Source organism: Mesorhizobium sp. M0047 (assembly GCF_040323315.1).
GTDB lineage: Bacteria > Pseudomonadota > Alphaproteobacteria > Rhizobiales > Rhizobiaceae > Mesorhizobium.
Window position 1 is genome coordinate 115,803 of sequence record NZ_JAMYUW010000001.1, and the last position, 14,445, is coordinate 130,247.

The window sequence follows — 14,445 nt, forward strand, 5'->3', positions numbered from 1 at the left end:
TGGTCATCGGCACAGCAACAGAAGGATCAGACAGCCATGACAATGACCGCCCGGACGATCACAGGCAAGGAGCTCTTCTGGTTCAACAACACGCTCGTCGCGATCCACGTCTCGGCGGCCGCAGGAGAAGACGGCATCTGCGTCGTCGAGCATCGCATGCCCTATGGCGACTCTCCGCCACTGCATGTGCATCGCAGGGAAGACGAAGTTTTTCACGTCCTGGACGGGAGATTACGCTTTGAAATCGACGGCCACGAACGCATTGCAGACGCCGGCGAAACCGTCATTGCGCCGAAAGGCCTACCGCACACTTACCGGGTCGAATCTCCAAAAGGTGCGCGAACCCTAACCATCACGCGCGGCTCCGACTTCGAGACGATGCTGCGTCAAGCGAGCCGTCCCGCCGAACAGCCAGAGCTGCCGCCGCAGATGGAACCGACACCGGAAATCATCGCGGTGCTGGTACAGCTCTGCGCAGAGAACGGCATCGACATTGTGGGGCCGCCGCTAGCCTGATTGGCCGTTCAGGACATTCGAGGCAAGCCGACACGCGCCTCCGCCTTTTTCCTTACGTGAGAAGGCGGAGGCGCACCTTCAACCGATTTGCATCATTGCCGCCCGCAATCTCCGCTTGAAGCCGTTTGTGCAACGCGATACGCCGTTGCCGACTTCGACAAGGAGAGACCCGTGACCGCTGCAGAGACCAGAACCGAAACCGACACGTTCGGCCCGATCGAAGTCGCCGCCGACCGTTATTGGGGCGCGCAGGCGCAGCGTTCTCTCGGCAACTTCAAGATAGGCTGGGAGAAGCAGCCGGCGTCGATCGTGCGCGCGCTGGGTATCGTCAAGCGGGCGGCGGCCGAGGCCAATATGGAGCTGAAGCGGCTTGATCCTTCGATCGGCAAGACGATTGTCGAGGCGGCGCAAGAGGTCATAGACGGCAAGCTCAACGACCATTTTCCGCTGGTGGTCTGGCAGACCGGCTCGGGCACGCAGTCCAACATGAACGCCAATGAGGTGATCTCCAACCGGGCGATCGAGATGCTGGGCGGCGTCATGGGCTCGAAGAAGCCGGTGCATCCCAACGATCACGTCAATATGAGCCAGTCGTCGAACGATACCTATCCGACGGCCATGCACATCGCCTGCGCCGAGCGCATCGTGCACGATTTGCTGCCGGCGCTGAAACATCTGCACAAGGCACTTGAAGCCAAGACCAAGGCCTTCGCGCACATCATCAAGATCGGCCGCACGCACACCCAGGATGCCACCCCCCTCACGCTTGGCCAGGAATTTTCGGGCTATGCCGCGCAGGTCGCCTCGTCGATCAAGCGCATCGAGCTGACGCTGCCCGGGCTGCAGGAACTGGCGCAGGGCGGCACCGCTGTCGGCACCGGCCTCAACGCGCCGGTCGGCTTTGCCGAAAAGGTGGCGGATCGCATCGCCGCCATCACCGGCATCGCCTTCGTCACCGCGCCGAACAAGTTCGAGGCGCTGGCGGCCCATGATTCCATGGTGTTCTCGCACGGCGCCATCAACGCGGCGGCGGCTGCGTTGTTCAAGATCGCCAACGACATCCGCTTCCTCGGTTCCGGCCCGCGTTCGGGCCTCGGCGAACTGTCGCTGCCGGAAAACGAGCCGGGCTCGTCGATCATGCCGGGCAAGGTCAATCCGACCCAGTGCGAGGCGCTGACGCAGGTCTGCGTTCAGGTGTTCGGAAACAATGCGGCGCTCACCTTCGCCGGCAGCCAGGGCCATTTCGAGCTCAATGTCTACAACCCGCTGATGGCCTACAATTTCCTGCAGTCGGTGCAGCTGCTCTCCGACGCTTCGGTCTCCTTCACCGACAATTGCGTCGTCGGCATCGAGGCGCGGGAAGACAACATCAAGGCGGCACTCGACCGCTCGCTGATGCTGGTGACGGCGCTGGCGCCGACCATCGGCTACGACCATGCGGCAAAGATCGCCAAGACCGCGCACAAGAAGGGCACCACGCTGCGCGAGGAAGCGCTCGCCACCGGGCTCGTCAGCGAAGCCGACTATGACCGGCTGGTGCGGCCGGAGGACATGACGCATCCGGGCTAGGACATTTTGTGAGGGGAGAATTTACTCCTGTCGTGTCCTGACCCGAGGCGAATTTTGCTCAGGTCGTCCGATCACGGAAATGTAAGCGCTGTGAACAATGTGTCGCCAGTCTGACGGCTTTGGTGAACAGTCCGCATGCTTTATCTCACCGGCATCAACCCCTTCCCGGAGAGAGCCACCATGTCCACCAACACTTCAGTCGCCGGTTCCGGCGCATCCAATGCCTCAACCACCATCCTCCTCGGCCGCGTCCTGCTTGCGGTCATCTTCCTGCTTTCAGGTTTCGGCAAGCTCACCGCCATCGCCGGCACGGCCGGCTATTTCGGCAGCCTCGGCCTGCCCTTGCCGACCGTAACGGCTATCATCGTCGGCTTGATCGAGCTTCTCGGTGGTCTCGCCATCCTCGTCGGCTTCCAGACCCGGGCCGCGGCCTGGGTGCTCGCTGTCTTCACCGTCGCCACCGGCTTGGTTGCCCACACCGGCTGGGCCGACCAGATGCAGATGATCCAGTTTCTCAAGAACCTCGCCATCACTGGCGGCTTCCTGCTGCTGGCTTCCTCGGGTGCCGGTGCCTACTCCATCGACGCCAAGCGCGGCTGAGCCAAGCCTGGCGATAGCTCAACAAAAAAGCGGCGCGGAATTTTCCGCGCCGCTTTTTCGTTGTCGGTGCAGACGTCTCAGCCGGTTGATTCCTGCTATGATCACGGCTTGGAATGGCCCTAATCGCCCAGCTCGACCGACAACGGAGGTGAACATGCCCCGCAACGCGCTGCTTCTGCTTTCCCGGCTGCTGCTCGCCGCCCTGTTCGTGCCCTCCGGTTTTCACGCGCTGAGCGACATTGCCGGCACGACAGGCTATTTCGCCGGCCTCGGCCTGCCGCTGCCGACGCTGGCCGCCTGGGGCACGGGACTGTTCGAACTCATCGCCGGATTGCTCATCCTGGTCGGCTTCCAGACCCGGATTGCGGCGCTGCTGCTCGCCGCCTTCTGCATTGCCGCCGGTTTCATCGGCCATTACGGCCAGGGTGGCGGCGACGCGATGCTCGCCTTCCTGCACCAGCAGATGCTGATGAAGGACATCGCCACATCAGGCGGCTTCCTGGCGCTTGCCATGGCCGGCGCCGGGGTATGGTCGATCGACGGGCGTGGCGCGGTTTGATTATCTTTGCTTAGACGCGCCCGAGTTGGTCGACCCCCACTCCGTCTCGGCTTCGCCGAGCCACCTCTCCCCCGATCGACGGGGTAGAGGAAGGGCGCGAACTGATTCTAGCCAACGCTCCTCACGCTAGGCTCCCTTCCTTTCCCTCCGGAGGGGGGAAAGGTGGCGCTGCGAAGCAGCGACGGATTGGGGGAAGCCGGTCATCAAACGCGAAGCCGCTGACAAGTGGCGCGATTGAGTTGGTCTAGTCTAATATCCGCGTGGGTTAAGTCACGCTCTGGTAGGCCGTGTTCACTTCACCGAGACACTAGGGCCACCCTCGACGGCCAGCACCAGACGGCGGTTGGTGATCCTTGCCAGTTGCGCCAGGCGTCCGGCCGGCCGTTCGCCATAAAGGTCGGCCAGCGACGCCGGCAAGACCAGCGCCAGCGCGCCGTTGCCGCGCTGTTCCCATTTCAGCCTGGGCATGATGCCCGGCATCGACGCCGTCAGCAGATAGACGACGCGCATCATCGCCGCCAGCACTCTTGCCCGCTCCAGATAGCGCGGCGTCGCCAGCGCCTTGATTTCAGGGGCGATGGATTCGTTGAAGATGCCGTCGTGACGGTAGGCGTTGGCCAGCGCCAGGAAGGCGCGGCCGGGGTGGTCGACACCGAAGAACGACGCGTGCGCGATGATGTTGAGCGACTGCTTGCCGCGGTATTCGGGATGCGCGCGCCAGCCGATGTCGGCGAGCAATGCCGCCGCGTGGCGATAGCGTGCCTCGTCCTCGGTCTCGTCGATGCCGAAGGCGGCAAAGGTCCTTGCGGTCCAGTCGACAAGCTCATGCGAATGGGTGACGGAGCGGGAGCGCAGGCGGGCGAGTTCCTCCGAGGCCGAAATCAACGGATCGGCCTTCTGCTCTGCCTTGTCGAGCAGCGAATAGAGAAAGCCTTCGCGGACGCCGAGCGCCGAGACGATGATCTTCGACGGCTGCATCGCCGCCATGATCTCCTGCAGCACGATGGCGCCATAAGGCAGCAGCGAACGGCGGTTCTTGGAAACGCCTTCGATCCCCTTGACCTTCTCGATCTCGGCCTTGGCCACCTGCTTGAGGAAGCTCGACGCGCTTTCGGCTGATATCTCGTAGTGGTGCATGACGCCAAGCGGATAGTTGGTCATTTCCATGTGCAGCCGGGCGAGATTTCGCCAGGTTCCGCCGACGGCGTAGAAGGGCCTGCCCTGCCCGCCTTTCAACAGCTTAGCCCTCGCGAGTTCGTCACGCGCGATCTTGGCCGCCTGGGTCAGCGAGTTCTTTGCCATGTCCTGCAGGCGCAGGCCGCCCAGCGGCAGCGTTATGCCGTCGCCGATTGCTTCGCCGTTGACATCGACCAGTTCGAGGCTGCCACCACCCAGATCGCCGGCGATGCCATCGGCCGGATGGAAGCCGGAAATGACGCCGAGCGCCGAATAATAGGCTTCCTGACGGCCGCTGATCACACGGATCTCGGTCTTGAGCACATCTTCGGCGCGGTGGATGAAATCGGGACCGTTGATAGCCTCGCGGGCGGCGGCGGTGGCCAGCACATACATCTGTTCGGCGCCGGCCTGGTCGGAGAGCGCGCGAAAGCGGCGGAACTCTTCCATCGAGCGCGTCACCGCCTCGGGGTCGAGCTTGCCGGTCGAAACGATGCCTCGGCCGAGACCGGCGAGCATCTTTTCGTTGAACAGCATGGTTGGCGAGCGCGACAGCCCCTCGTAGACGACGAGACGGATCGAATTCGATCCGATGTCGATGATGGACAGCGGTCGACGGTCCTGCAACCGGCCTTGGGAATTAGACAGCATCAGCCGGACGCTGCGGCGTTCTTCTTGCGGCGCTTGAATTGCGCGATGCGCTTGGGCGCGTGCGACTTCAGCGCGTCACCCCGTCCCGACAGGCTCGGATTGGTCATGAAATATTCCTGCGCGTTGAACGGTTCCTCGCCCTCCTCCAGCACCACGCGCCGGGAAGTTCCATCAGCCAATACGTCGAAACTTTGCTGATTGTCCATGATGTTGCCAAGCATGATCTGGCCAAGGATCTGTTCATGCACAGTTGGGTTGGTGATCGGCACCATGGTTTCGACGCGGCGGTCGAGATTGCGCGGCATGAGATCCGCCGATGAGATGTAGACGATAGCCTCGTCCGACGGCAGGCCGTGACCGTTGCCGAAGCAATAGATGCGGCTGTGCTCGAGAAACCGCCCGACGATCGATTTTACACGAATGTTTTCCGACAGGCCCGGAACCTGCGGCCGCAGGCAGCAGATGCCGCGCACGACGAGGTCGATCTCGACGCCGGCGCGGCTGGCATCGTAGAGCGCGTCGATGATGATCGGGTCGACGAGCGCATTCATCTTCATCCAGATGCGCGCCGGCTTGCCTTCCACAGCATAGGCAATCTCGTCGGCAATATGCTTCAAGATGCGGCTTCTCAACGTGAACGGCGAGATCGCCAGACGCATTTCATCTGTCGGCTCGGCATAGCCGGTGATGAAATTGAAGAGTTGGGCGACATCGCGGGCAATCGTCGGATCGGTGGTGAAGAAGGACAGGTCGGTGTAGATGCGGGCCGTAACCGGATGGTAGTTGCCGGTGCCGAGGTGCACATAGTTGCGCAACTTGCCGTCCTCGCGCCGCACCACCAGCGACATCTTCGCATGTGTCTTCAGTTCGAGAAACCCGAACACGACCTGCACGCCGGCACGCTCCAGGTCGCGCGCCCAGCGGATGTTGGCTTCCTCGTCGAAGCGGGCCTTGAGTTCGACCAGCGCCGTGACCGACTTGCCGGCCTCGGCCGCGTCGACCAGCGCGCGCACGATCGGGCTGTCATTGGAGGTGCGGTAAAGCGTCTGCTTGATCGCCACCACTTCCGGGTCGGCCATCGCCTGACGCAGGAACTGCACCACCACGTCGAAGGATTCATACGGATGGTGGACGACGATGTCCTTCTCGCGGATGGCGGCGAAGCAATCGCCGCCATGCTCGCGGATACGCTCCGGAAAGCGCGGATTGTAAGGCGTGAATTTGAGATCGTCGCGGGGAACGGCGACGATTTCGGAGATCTGGCTGAGCGCCAGCGGACCGGTGAGCACGCTGATGCGGCTCGACGAGACACCAAGCTCGCCAGCGACGAAATCGCGCAGTTCCGCCGGCATCAGTATGTCGAACTCGATGCGGATGACCGAGCCGCGGCGGCGCCGCTTCAGTGCCGTCTCGAACAGGCGCACGAGATCTTCCGACTCCTCCTCGACCTCGATATCGCTGTCGCGGATGATGCGGAACGTGCCCGAGCCCTTGACCTCATAGCCAGGGAAGAGCTTGCCGATATACAGGCCGACCGCCTCCTCCAGCGGGATGAAGCGGACATGGCGTTTGCGGTCCGGCAGACGGATGAAGCGCTTGAGCGCCACCGGCAGGCGCAGCAGCGCGCTCATCTCTTCGCCGTTCTTGCGATGACGCAATTGCAGCGCCATCGAGAAGCCGAGATTGGGGATGAACGGGAACGGGTGCGCCGGGTCGATCGACAGCGGGGTCAGCACCGGAAACACCTGCTCCTGGAAATGGTCTTCCAGCCAGATTTTCTCGTCCTTGGTGAGCGCGTCGCGGGTAATGGTCTCGATGCCCTCCTTGTTGAGCAGCACCGTGAGCGCAGACAGGCTCTTCTGCTGGTCTTCCTGCAGCCGCTCGACCTCGCGCAGCAGTTGTTCCAGCTGCTGTTCGGGGGTGCGCCCGTCAGGACTTTTCAGCACGATGCCTTCGCGCACCTGGCCGGCGAGGCCGGCGACGCGCACCATGAAGAACTCGTCGAGATTGGCGGCCGAGATCGACAGGAAACGGACACGCTCCAGCAGCGGATGATTGAGATTCAGCGATTCTTCGAGAACGCGCCGGTTGAACTGCAGCCAGGAAAATTCGCGATTGACGAAACGATCGGGATTGCCGCCTTCCGGGCTTGCCGCCTCGACGTTGGTGAATTCGCTCTGCACCGGCTTCAGTTCATTCATATTCCGCTCTTCCACACAGTCTGCCGGCTAGGGCGCCGCACGTCCTCCAGGACGCGCAAAGGACGCTCAACCACTCCAAGGCAACGCATGATCCCTTCCGAAAACCGAAGTCGGTTTTCCGGGTCATGCGTTAACCGGCTTAACTTATCCTCTGACAGGCTTTTGCGACAGTTTCATTTCATCGAACTTGCAAAGACGCCTGTTATGATCCAGATGCAGAAGAGACTGCGTTAAGGAGACGACGATGGCAGGCGGTTCCATTCCCCACTTCCAGAACGATGCGGGCTACCCGGCTATCGACATCGGCGTCAAGGAATTCATGTGCACGGGCGCCAACCCGCCTTTCGATCATCCGCATGTGTTTCTCGACATGGGCGACGACAATGAAAAAGTCTGCCCCTATTGCTCGACGCTGTACCGCTATTCGCCCAAGCTGAAGGCGACGGAAACGCTGCCGGCCGGCTGCATCTATATCGACCAGGCTGCCTGATTCTTTCGCGACAAGCTCGATGAACGACATGCGTTCCCGGCAAGTCCTCATCGCCGGGGCGGGCGTCGCCGGGCTGACCGCAGCGCTTGCTTTCGCCAAACACGGCTATTCCGTGCAGGTGTTCGAACAGGCGCCACGCCTGGAAGCGGTAGGCGCCGGCCTCCAGCTTTCTCCCAACGCGACACGCATCCTTGGCCAGCTTGGCGTGCTCGACCGGCTGCTGCCGACAGCGGTGCGGCCGGAAGCCGTGGTCTTGAAGGACGCAGCGACGCTGCGCGAACTGGCACGCGTGCCGTTGGGGCAAATCGCCGAGACGCGCTGGCAGGTGCCCTATCTCGTCGCCCACAGGGCCGATCTGCAGAGTGCACTGATGGCGCGTGCCGGCGAGATCGCCGACATCAAGATCGTCACTGGCGCCCGCCTCCACGGCATTGCCACCGGAACACATGGCATCACCGCGACGGTCGAGATCGATGGCAGATCCATCGCGGCCGGGGGGCTCCTGCTGATCGGCGCCGATGGCGTCTGGTCCTCGGTGCGCGGGCTTGTCGATTCGGCCAAGGGTGCTGCCTCGCCAAGAAGTCGCTTTTCCGGCGAACTGGCCTGGCGCACGACCATTGCCGCGCAGAGTGCCGCAGGGCAGGCGTTCGCGGCGATCGGCGCCTCGGACTGCGTCACCACCTTCCTGCACCCGGGCTTCCATATGGTCGCCTATCCCGTCAGCGGGGGTGACGCCTTCAATCTCGTCGCCTTCACCAAGGGCGAACGCATCGCCGAAGGCTGGTCCGGCCATGCCGATCCCGGCATCCTCGCCGGCGCAATGCGCGGCACCGCGCCTGGCCTTGCAAGACTGGTGGAAGGGGCTGGCCCGTGGCTGACCTGGCCACTCCATACGGTCGACCAGAAGCAACCCTGGACAATGCCGGACGGCATCGCGCTGATCGGCGACGCCGCACATGCGATGACGCCGTTCGCGGCGCAAGGCGCGGCCATGGCGATCGAGGACGCGGCGACGCTAGCAAATGTTGTTGCCGACTTCCCTGCCGAGCCGGCACGAAGCCTGCAAATCTGGGAGAACCTGCGGCGGCCGCGCGTCGCCAGGGTCGCACGCCGCGGCGCCATCAACCGCCTTGCCTGGCATGCCGCAGGCCCAGTGGCGATCGCGCGCAACCTGTTCCTGATGATGCGCTCTCCTGAAAAGCTCGCGGCGGATTTGGACTGGCTCTATGGGTGGTCAGCGGAGGCTGTTGTCAGGCGTTGACAGGCCGGCGGGACAGCGCCCCCCTCTGTCCTACCGGACATCTCCCCCACTTGGGGGGAGATCGGCCGGCACCGCGGATTTCGCCAATCTCGAACGTTGCAGAAAAGAACGGGACGCCGAAACCGCCAATCTCCCCCCTCGTGGGGGAGATGTCCGGCAGGACAGAGGGGGGCGCGAAGGAATGAGGCGGATCGCATTCGACAGCGCCGCACACCCCCGTCTAATTATAAAACCGCATCGACAGGCCAAGCGATACGGGCAGCGGGTTCCACCAGCCGGTGCGCAAGCCGGCGATGCGCAAGGCAGCCGCCGTCCACGTGTTGCAGCCGACCAATGCATTGAAATGGCCATTGGCTTCGTAAAAGCCGTCGAACCTGGAATAGGTCGCGCCCGGAACAAGCGTCGGACCCGTCGGATCCCGCTGAAAACTCGCATCGATGAAATCGAGCAGCGCCGCGAAGCGCTCCTCGCCGATGTCGAAGCCGGCAATGTCAGGACCCTTGACGATGTCGGCGGCGACCTCGACATGCATTACCGACGCATCGACGGTCAGTGCCTTCACCATCGGCACCGCCTTCAACTCAGACCATGTCGGCGTCTCCAGATAGAAGGCGCGGCCACCCCAGCCGAAGACGATGTAGCGCACCTCCGGGCTATCGGCGGGTATGCCGGCGTCGACCAGGAAGCGGAAGCGCTGGCGCACGGCATCGTCGATCGGAATGGCGATGTCGGTGTGAATCGGGTTCTTCAGCACCAGGATGCGATGGGTGGCGGCGGGTGCCGCCGCGGCGGCCGGCGGCCATAGCGGCCGCGGCACCAACGCACCCAGCGCAACCGTCAACGTCACCACCGCAACCACCAGGCCGAGACATCGCCAGAGCCGCTTCATCGACGGCAGCCCTGCGATGGCGCTCCTGCGCAACACATCTGCCCGACCTCCTGGCGATCCATACGAAAAAGAGCCCGGCCAAGGTTTCGGCCGGGCTTCTTGCGTCCGTGGAAAAACGATCAGTGCAGTATCTGTGACAGGAACAGCTTCGTGCGCTCGTGGCGCGGGTGGTCGAAGAACTCGGCCGGCGTGTTCTGCTCGACGATCTGGCCCTGGTCCATGAAGATCACGCGGTTGGCGACCTTGCGGGCAAAGCCCATCTCGTGGGTGACGCACAGCATGGTCATGCCTTCCTCGGCAAGGCCAACCATCGTCTCCAGCACCTCCTTGATCATTTCCGGATCGAGCGCCGAAGTCGGCTCATCGAACAGCATGATGCGCGGGTTCATGCACAGCGAGCGGGCGATCGCCACGCGCTGCTGCTGGCCGCCGGACAGCTGGCCGGGATATTTATGGGCCTGTTCGGGGATCTTGACGCGCTTGAGGAAATGCATGGCGATTTCCTCGGCCTGTTTCTTCGGGGTCTTGCGCACCCAGATCGGCGCCAGCGTGCAGTTCTCGAGAATGGTCAGATGCGGGAACAGGTTGAAGTGCTGGAACACCATGCCAACCTCCCGGCGGACCTCATCGATCTTCTTGAGATCGTTGGTCAGTTCCTTGCCGTCGACGATGATCTTGCCCTTCTGGTGCTCTTCCAAACGGTTGATGCAGCGGATCATCGTCGATTTGCCGGAGCCCGAAGGGCCACAGATGACGATACGCTCGCCGCGCATCACTTTCAGATTGATGTCCTTCAGCACATGGAATTCGCCATACCATTTGTGCATGGCGATGATGTCTATGGCGACATCGGTGGTCGAAATCTGCATCTTGGCGGCGTTGACCTTGATCTCTTCCGCGCTGACGGCATTTTCGGTGGCCATGACGGGTTCCCTTTGTTCTTTTGTTTAGCGTTTGTGGCCGGTGTCGAGCCGACGTTCTGTGAACATTGAATAGCGCGACATGCCGAAGCAGAACAGCCAGAAGATGAAGGCGGCGAAGATCAGGCCGGACCTGGCCGTCTGCGCCGTTGCCCAGTTCGGGTCGGAGAAGTTCTGCTTCACAATGCCGAGCAGGTCGAACATCGAGATGATGATGACCAGGCTGGTGTCCTTGAACATGCCGATAAAGGTGTTGACGATGCCCGGGATGACCAGTTTCAGTGCCTGTGGCATGACGATCAAATACATCTTTTGCCAATAGCCGAGGCCGAGCGAATCCGCACCTTCATACTGGCCCTTGGGGATTGCCTGCAGTCCGCCGCGCACCACTTCGGCCATATAGGCGGCGGCAAACAGCGACACGCCGATCAAAGCGCGCAGGAATTTGTCGAACGAGACGCCCTCCGGCAGGAACAGCGGCAGCATGACGCTGGCGAAGAACAGCACTGTGATCAGCGGGATGCCGCGCACCGTCTCGATGAAGATGACGCACAGCGTCTTGATGATCGGCATCTTGGACCGACGGCCGAGCGCAAGCACGATGCCAAGCGGCAGCGAAACTGCAATACCGACGAAGGACAGGCTGAGCGTCACCAGCAGCCCGCCCCACAGCGAGGTTTCGACATGCGGCAGGCCGAACATGCCGCCGACCAGCAGGATGAAGGCGACGATCGGCAGTGCAAAGAACAGCAGAATGGCATTCAGGCCTTTACGCGGCACCTTCGGGATGAGCATCGGCACCAGCAGCGCCACGAACAGGATAGCGACCAGAATCGGCCGCCAGCGCTCCTCGATCGGATAACGCCCGACCATGAACTGTCCGAATTTGGCATTGACGAAAGCCCAGCAGGCGCCAGTCCAGCCCTCCGGCTGGACGCCGCCTTGCGCCACGGTGGCGCATGCGGTCCGGTCCGGCCCGGTCCACACAGCATTGATGAACGCCCAATTGATGATTTGCGGCAGGATCATCACCACAAGGGCGATGCCGGCGATGGTCATGATGGTGTCGCCGGTAGAAGCGATCAGGTTCTTGCGCACCCACGCTTGGAAACCCGCAACGCCGGCAGGTGCTGGCTCAGCCAGCGCCATTTCGGTGCGCACCCAGGACATGTCATGTTCCTGCATGTCCTTACCTCACCTCTCCACCAGCGCCATCTTGGCGTTGAACCAGTTCATCACAAGCGAGGTCAGAAGGCTGATGGCCAGATAGATCACCATCATGATCACCACGCCCTCGACGGCCTGGCCGGTCTGGTTCAGCACCGTTCCGGCGGTGGCAGTCAGGTCCGGATAGCCGATGGCGATAGCGAGCGACGAGTTCTTGGTCAGGTTGAGATACTGGCTGGTCAGCGGCGGAATGACGATGCGCATGGCTTGCGGCACGACGACCAGCCGCAGGATCGATCCGGGCCGCAACCCCAACGCGCCGGCGGCTTCCGTCTGGCCCTTGCTGACGCCCCTGATGCCGGCGCGTACGATCTCGGCAATGAAGGCGGCGGTATAGCAGGACAGCGCCAGATACAGCGACAGGAACTCCGGCCTGACCTGGAAGCCGCCGGTCAGGTTGAAGGTCGATTGCTTGGGGTAATCGAAACTCAAGGGGAAGCCGCTCAGCGCATAGGCGAGCAGAGGCAGCCCGACGATCACCGCAGCGGACGTCCAAAACACCGGAAATTGCTGGCCGGTCGCCATCTGCCGTTGCCGCGCCTTGCGCGCGACGAACCACGCCATGGCGATGCCGACAAGCAGAGCGACGAAGATAAGCCAGGAGCCGTCGCCCCACACGGCGCGCGGAAAATAGAAGCCGCGCTGGTTGAGGAAAGAGCCGAACGGCAAATTGATGCTCTCGCGCGGCGGCGGCAGCACGGCAAGCACGCCGGAATACCAGAAGAAGATGACCAGCAGCGGCGGGATGTTGCGGAACACCTCGACATAGACCGTGCAGATCTTCCTGATCAGCCAGTTTTGCGAAAGCCGGCCGATGCCGACAATGAAGCCGATTATTGTCGCGGTGATGATGCCGACGACGGCGACGATCACGGTGTTGAGGAAACCGACCAGGATGGCGCGGCCATAGGTCGAATCCGATGAATAGGCGATGGCGCTCTCGCTGATGTCGAAGCCGGCGCGGCCCTTGAGGAAGCCGAAGCCCGACGCGATGCGCAGCCGGGTCAGATTGTCGATGACGTTATGGGCAATCCACCAGACGCCAGCCACCAACACAACGACGACCACCGCCTGGAAGAATATGCCCCGGACTCTTGGATCGTTGATGAAGGAACCTCGGCTGGGCTCCTCGCGAAGAACTTCCTGCGATGCCATTCGACCGTCCCCTGGAAAGAGAAACCGGGAAGCAGACGACCTGCCTCCCGGATCACATTTCGATCAGCGGATCGGCGGAGAGTACTGCAGGCCGCCCTTGGTCCACAGTGCGTTGATGCCGCGGGCGATCTTCAGCGGGCTGCCCGAACCGACATTGCGGTCGAACATTTCGCCATAATTGCCCACGGCCTTGACGATGTTGACGACCCAGTCGTTGGAGACGCCGAGATCGGTACCGATCTTGGTATCGGCTTCCTGGCCAAGCACGCGCTTGATCTCCGGGCTGGGCGAGTTCTTCATTTCGTCGACATTGGCCTTGGTGATGCCAAGCTCTTCCGCCTGCAACAGAGCGAAATAGGTCCACTTGACGATGTGGTACCACTGGTCGTCACCCTGGCGCACGGCCGGTCCGAGCGGCTCCTTGGAGATGATCTCGGGCAGCACGACGTGGTCGGCCGGCGAGTCCAGCGTCAGGCGGATGCCGTAGAGGCCCGACTGGTCGGTGGTGTAGACGTCGCAACGGCCGGCGTTATAGGCGGCGTTGACCTCTTCCAGCTTTTCGAAGACGACCGGACTGTACTCCATCTTGTTGGCCTTGAAATAGTCGGCCAGATTGAGCTCGGTGGTGGTGCCGCTCTGCACGCAGACGGCGGCGCCGGAAAGCTGCAGCGCGGAATTGACGCCGGGCAGTTTCTTGGCGTTGATCATGAAGCCCTGGCCGTCATAGTAGGTGGTACCGACGAAATTCAGGCCAAGTGCCGTGTCGCGATTGATGGTCCAGGTGGTGTTGCGCGACAGGATGTCGACCTCGCCTGACTGCAGCGCTGTAAAACGCTCCTTGGCGCTGAGCGGCGTGAACTTGACCTTGGTGCCGTCACCAAAGACGGCGGCTGCGACAGCGCGGCAGAAATCCGCATCGATGCCTTGCCAGTCACCCTTGTCGTCCGGCGCCGAGAAGCCGGCCAGGCCTGTCGAGACGCCGCACTGGATGAAACCCTTCGCCTTGACGGTGTCGAGCGTGGCCGCCGACGCGGCCGACGCCATCAACCCAAGCGTGGCGGCGCCAAGAATGCCGATAGCAATATGTTTCATGACCCACAGACCCTTTTCTCTGTTTTCAGGGCAAACCCTGACTTTTTTCCCGTGTGAATGCAGTTCCCGTTCCGGCCCATTCCCGGCACCCCGCATCGTAACCGACGCGCCGCCTCCCATTCACGAATGTCATCGAAGG

The 14,445-nt window shown here is 62.4% G+C and carries 13 protein-coding genes; 6 read left to right on the forward strand and 7 right to left on the reverse strand.

Features of this window, described 5'->3' with window-relative positions:
• Positions 1-36: 36 nt before the first annotated feature.
• The 4 genes from NKJ89_RS00555 to NKJ89_RS00570 all read left to right on the forward strand — a co-directional run bounded on the left by NKJ89_RS00555 (position 37) and on the right by NKJ89_RS00570 (position 3,244).
• Positions 37-516, forward strand: coding sequence for a cupin domain-containing protein (locus tag NKJ89_RS00555; protein ID WP_352598990.1), 480 nt, complete (start codon positions 37-39; stop codon positions 514-516).
• 171 nt (positions 517-687) lie between these two features.
• The gene (gene fumC / locus NKJ89_RS00560) at positions 688-2,085 is read left to right on the forward strand and encodes a class II fumarate hydratase (RefSeq protein ID WP_352598992.1); all 1,398 of its coding nucleotides are present in this window, start codon (positions 688-690) and stop codon (positions 2,083-2,085) included.
• 180 nt (positions 2,086-2,265) lie between these two features.
• Positions 2,266-2,685 carry a DoxX family protein gene (locus NKJ89_RS00565; RefSeq protein WP_352599332.1) on the forward strand — a complete coding sequence of 140 codons (420 nt, stop codon included), beginning with the start codon at positions 2,266-2,268 and terminating at the stop codon, positions 2,683-2,685.
• 154 nt (positions 2,686-2,839) lie between these two features.
• Positions 2,840-3,244, forward strand: a complete 405-nt coding sequence (locus tag NKJ89_RS00570) for a DoxX family protein (protein WP_352598994.1) — start codon at positions 2,840-2,842, stop codon at positions 3,242-3,244.
• A gap of 291 nt (positions 3,245-3,535) precedes the next feature.
• Here NKJ89_RS00570 and ppx read toward each other — a convergent pair whose 3' ends face one another.
• On the reverse strand, positions 3,536-5,071 hold the full coding sequence (gene ppx / locus NKJ89_RS00575; protein WP_352598996.1) for an exopolyphosphatase: 1,536 nt from the start codon (positions 5,069-5,071) through the stop codon (positions 3,536-3,538).
• Entirely contained in the window at positions 5,071-7,272 is a 2,202-nt protein-coding gene (locus NKJ89_RS00580) for an RNA degradosome polyphosphate kinase (protein WP_352598998.1), read from the reverse strand. Before NKJ89_RS00580 ends, ppx begins: the two co-directional genes overlap by 1 nt.
• Before the next feature lie 244 nt (positions 7,273-7,516).
• Here NKJ89_RS00580 and NKJ89_RS00585 point away from each other — a divergent pair, with 244 nt between their 5' ends.
• Positions 7,517-7,762, forward strand: a complete 246-nt coding sequence (locus NKJ89_RS00585; protein ID WP_023761953.1) for a zinc-finger domain-containing protein — start codon at positions 7,517-7,519, stop codon at positions 7,760-7,762.
• A 19-nt stretch (positions 7,763-7,781) separates the two neighbouring features.
• Entirely contained in the window at positions 7,782-9,023 is a 1,242-nt protein-coding gene (locus NKJ89_RS00590; protein WP_352599000.1) for an FAD-dependent monooxygenase, read from the forward strand.
• A 220-nt stretch (positions 9,024-9,243) separates the two neighbouring features.
• Here NKJ89_RS00590 and NKJ89_RS00595 read toward each other — a convergent pair whose 3' ends face one another.
• The 5 genes from NKJ89_RS00595 to NKJ89_RS00615 all read right to left on the reverse strand — a co-directional run bounded on the left by NKJ89_RS00595 (position 9,244) and on the right by NKJ89_RS00615 (position 14,306).
• Complete coding sequence (locus NKJ89_RS00595; RefSeq protein ID WP_352599334.1) at positions 9,244-9,912, reverse strand: TIGR02117 family protein; 669 nt, start codon at positions 9,910-9,912, stop codon at positions 9,244-9,246.
• Between the two features lie 119 nt (positions 9,913-10,031).
• Entirely contained in the window at positions 10,032-10,781 is a 750-nt protein-coding gene (locus NKJ89_RS00600) for an amino acid ABC transporter ATP-binding protein (protein WP_031260969.1), read from the reverse strand.
• Between the two features lie 78 nt (positions 10,782-10,859).
• Complete coding sequence (locus NKJ89_RS00605; RefSeq protein ID WP_352599003.1) at positions 10,860-12,017, reverse strand: amino acid ABC transporter permease; 1,158 nt, start codon at positions 12,015-12,017, stop codon at positions 10,860-10,862.
• Positions 12,018-12,026: 9 nt separating this feature from the next.
• Positions 12,027-13,214, reverse strand: coding sequence for an amino acid ABC transporter permease (locus tag NKJ89_RS00610; RefSeq protein WP_352599005.1), 1,188 nt, complete (start codon positions 13,212-13,214; stop codon positions 12,027-12,029).
• Between the two features lie 63 nt (positions 13,215-13,277).
• Positions 13,278-14,306 carry an amino acid ABC transporter substrate-binding protein gene (locus tag NKJ89_RS00615; RefSeq protein WP_352599007.1) on the reverse strand — a complete coding sequence of 343 codons (1,029 nt, stop codon included), beginning with the start codon at positions 14,304-14,306 and terminating at the stop codon, positions 13,278-13,280.
• Positions 14,307-14,445 lie beyond the last annotated feature (139 nt).

Coding starts and splice junctions, on each gene's coding strand:
- NKJ89_RS00585 (WP_023761953.1), top strand. CDS start 7,517: ATGGCAGGCGGTTCCATTCCCCACTTCCAGAACGATGCGGGCTACCCG.
- NKJ89_RS00580 (WP_352598998.1), bottom strand. CDS start 7,272: ATGAATGAACTGAAGCCGGTGCAGAGCGAATTCACCAACGTCGAGGCG.
- NKJ89_RS00555 (WP_352598990.1), top strand. CDS start 37: ATGACAATGACCGCCCGGACGATCACAGGCAAGGAGCTCTTCTGGTTC.
- NKJ89_RS00590 (WP_352599000.1), top strand. CDS start 7,782: ATGAACGACATGCGTTCCCGGCAAGTCCTCATCGCCGGGGCGGGCGTC.
- NKJ89_RS00610 (WP_352599005.1), bottom strand. CDS start 13,214: ATGGCATCGCAGGAAGTTCTTCGCGAGGAGCCCAGCCGAGGTTCCTTC.
- NKJ89_RS00565 (WP_352599332.1), top strand. CDS start 2,266: ATGTCCACCAACACTTCAGTCGCCGGTTCCGGCGCATCCAATGCCTCA.
- NKJ89_RS00595 (WP_352599334.1), bottom strand. CDS start 9,912: ATGAAGCGGCTCTGGCGATGTCTCGGCCTGGTGGTTGCGGTGGTGACG.
- NKJ89_RS00615 (WP_352599007.1), bottom strand. CDS start 14,306: ATGAAACATATTGCTATCGGCATTCTTGGCGCCGCCACGCTTGGGTTG.
- NKJ89_RS00605 (WP_352599003.1), bottom strand. CDS start 12,017: ATGCAGGAACATGACATGTCCTGGGTGCGCACCGAAATGGCGCTGGCT.
- NKJ89_RS00600 (WP_031260969.1), bottom strand. CDS start 10,781: ATGCAGATTTCGACCACCGATGTCGCCATAGACATCATCGCCATGCAC.
- NKJ89_RS00570 (WP_352598994.1), top strand. CDS start 2,840: ATGCCCCGCAACGCGCTGCTTCTGCTTTCCCGGCTGCTGCTCGCCGCC.
- ppx (WP_352598996.1), bottom strand. CDS start 5,071: ATGCTGTCTAATTCCCAAGGCCGGTTGCAGGACCGTCGACCGCTGTCC.